Genomic DNA, 2842 nt, shown 5'->3' on the forward strand with positions numbered 1-2842 from the left:
CTTTCTGGGCGGGCGGGACGCCCATCCCACAAGAAAAAAGGGAAATTATTTAATTGACGATCCTTAGATGTTAGCAGTAAAACCCCAGCTCGGCCGTCGGCAAGGCAACAGCCTGCTGTGTGTGCAAGGACGCGGGCTGGATCTGCAGCAGTCAAGATCGTGCTAATCAGTGGTAGGATCAGCAATCAAAAATGTATCGAAATGTAAAGTGCAGCGCCGCTCTAGGTTTTGAAAGCCATTTAGTTAAAAGATTGAGGTAAGTAGTTTTATGCCCGCGACCGTCCCCTTTGAACAGATTGACCGCATTGTTTGGAATCAGCACCACGATCCATTTGAAGTGCTAGGCCCTCATGCGATCGAAGAAAATGGCAAAAAAGTCTGGGTCGTCCGAGCTTATCTGCCGAATGCGGATGCGGTATCGGTAGTTTTGCCGGAAGCCAGGGCCGAATACTCGATGAAATCAGAGCATCACCCTCACTTTTTTGAATGTACGATCGACACCCCAGAACTAGCAAACTATCAATTGCGGGTCAAAGAAGGGGAACACGAGCGCTTCATCTACGATCCCTACGCCTTCCGATCGCCCAAACTCACAGAATTCGACCAGCACCTATTCTCAGAAGGCAATCACCACCGCATTTACGAAAAACTCGGGGCGCACCTCACCGAAGTAGGCGGCATCACAGGAGTATATTTTGCCGTTTGGGCCCCGAATGCCCGCAATGTCTCTGTTTTAGGAGATTTCAACTATTGGGACGGCCGCAAACATCAAATGCGGAAATCGCAAAACGGCATCTGGGAATTATTTATTCCGGGACTATCCGTGGGAACTTCCTACAAATACGAAGTGAAAAACCAAGACGGACATCCCTACGAAAAGTCCGATCCTTACGGTTTCCAGCAAGAAGTGCGGCCGAAAACAGCATCAATTGTCACCGACTTAAGCACCTACACTTGGAACGACAGCGCTTGGATCGAAAAGCGGCGGCACACAGACCCACTGACGCAGCCGGTTTCGGTTTACGAATGCCACATCGGTTCTTGGCTGCACGCCGCTACTGACGAACCCGCCGTGCTACCAAATGGGGAAATACAACCCGCCGTGCAGGTTTCGGAACTCAATCCTGGGGCGCGCTTTCTGACTTACCGGGAATTAGCCGATCGGCTGATACCCTACGTCAAAGATTTGGGATTCACCCACATCGAAATGCTGCCCATCGCCGAACATCCTTTCGACGGTTCTTGGGGCTATCAAGTCACCGGTTATTTCGCCCCAACCTCCCGCTACGGCACACCTGAAGATTTCATGTATTTTGTTGACCAGTGCCACGCCAACGGCATTGGCGTACTGGTGGACTGGGTACCGGGACATTTCCCCAAAGACGGCCACGGCTTGGCTTTCTTTGACGGAACTCACTTGTACGAACACGCCGACTCCCGCAAGGGCGAGCACAAAGAGTGGGGAACCCTAGTATTTAACTACGGCCGCAACGAAGTGCGGAATTTCCTAGTATCAAACGCTCTGTTCTGGTTTGACAAGTACCACATCGACGGGATTCGCGTAGATGCCGTAGCCTCCATGCTTTATTTGGATTACTGCCGCGAACCGGGAGAATGGCTGACCAACCAGTACGGGGGCCGGGAAAATATCGAGGCGGCAGATTTTCTGCGTCAGGCGAATCACGTCATTTTTAGCTATTTCCCAGGGGCGTTGTCGATCGCCGAAGAATCTACCTCTTGGCCGATGGTATCTTGGCCGACCTATGTAGGCGGTTTGGGTTTCAACCTGAAGTGGAACATGGGTTGGATGCACGATATGCTCGACTATTACCACATGGACCCGTGGTTCCGCCAGTTCCACCAGAACAACATAACTTTCAGTATGTGGTACAACCACAGCGAGAATTTCATGCTGGCTTTGTCCCACGATGAAGTAGTGCACGGCAAAGCCCACATCATCGGGAAAATGCCAGGGGACGAATGGCAAAAGTTTGCAAACGTGCGGTGTTTGTTTACTTTTATGTTTGCTCATCCCGGCAAGAAAACGATCTTTATGGGGATGGAGTTCGGCCAGTGGCACGAGTGGAACGTTTGGGGGGATTTGCAGTGGCAGTTGCTGCAATTCGAGCCTCACCAAAAGTTGAAGCTGTTTTTTAAAGATTTGAACCATTTGTACCGCAGCGAAACGGCACTTTACAGTCAAGATTTTGCTGAGGATGGGTTTGAGTGGATTGATTGCAGCGACAATCGACACAGCGTCGTGGCATTTGTGCGCCGAGAGAAGGATGGCGACGAGTTTGTGGTGACGGTGTGCAATTTTACGCCGCAGCCGCACTCTCACTATCGCGTAGGAGTGCCGGAACCTGGTTTCTATACGGAGTTGTTTAACAGCGACGCGCGGGAATACGGCGGTAGCAATATGGGGAATTTGGGGGGCAAGTGGACTGAGGAGTGGTGGTTCCACAACAGTGCTTATTCGATCGACTTGTGTTTGCCACCTTTGGGGGTGTTGATCTTAAAGCTCGATCGGGCAAAAACAACAGCCAAATCTCAAGAGTTTTAAGTTGTGAGTCGTGAGAGTTTTGAGTTAAGAATCAAAGCTTTATTAAACCTAAAACTTTGAGGGCATTCAAAAACCCGGTTTCTTGGACAAACCGGGTTTTTTCTGTTTTGTTGTTGTGGCCAAAGAATGAAGTTCTGCAACGGATTCGCTTTCTTCGGATTTAAGGAATTTAATATTAATTCCGGTTGCATCGGAATGATTTAGGATCGTCAATTAAATAATTTCCCTTTTTTCTTGTGGGATGGGCGTCCCGCCCGCCCAGAAAGGACGGGCGGGACG

1 protein-coding gene is annotated in these 2842 nt (G+C 50.1%); it reads left to right on the top strand.

Annotation, left to right across the window (positions count from 1 at the left end):
• Positions 1-268: 268 nt before the first annotated feature.
• Positions 269-2563, top strand: a complete 2295-nt coding sequence (gene glgB, locus QUA00_RS36445; RefSeq protein ID WP_333413445.1) for a 1,4-alpha-glucan branching enzyme — start codon at positions 269-271, stop codon at positions 2561-2563.
• Positions 2564-2842: the final 279 nt, after the last annotated feature.

This window comes from Microcoleus sp. T2B6 (assembly GCF_036700475.1).
Classification (GTDB): Bacteria; Cyanobacteriota; Cyanobacteriia; order Cyanobacteriales; family Microcoleaceae; genus Microcoleus.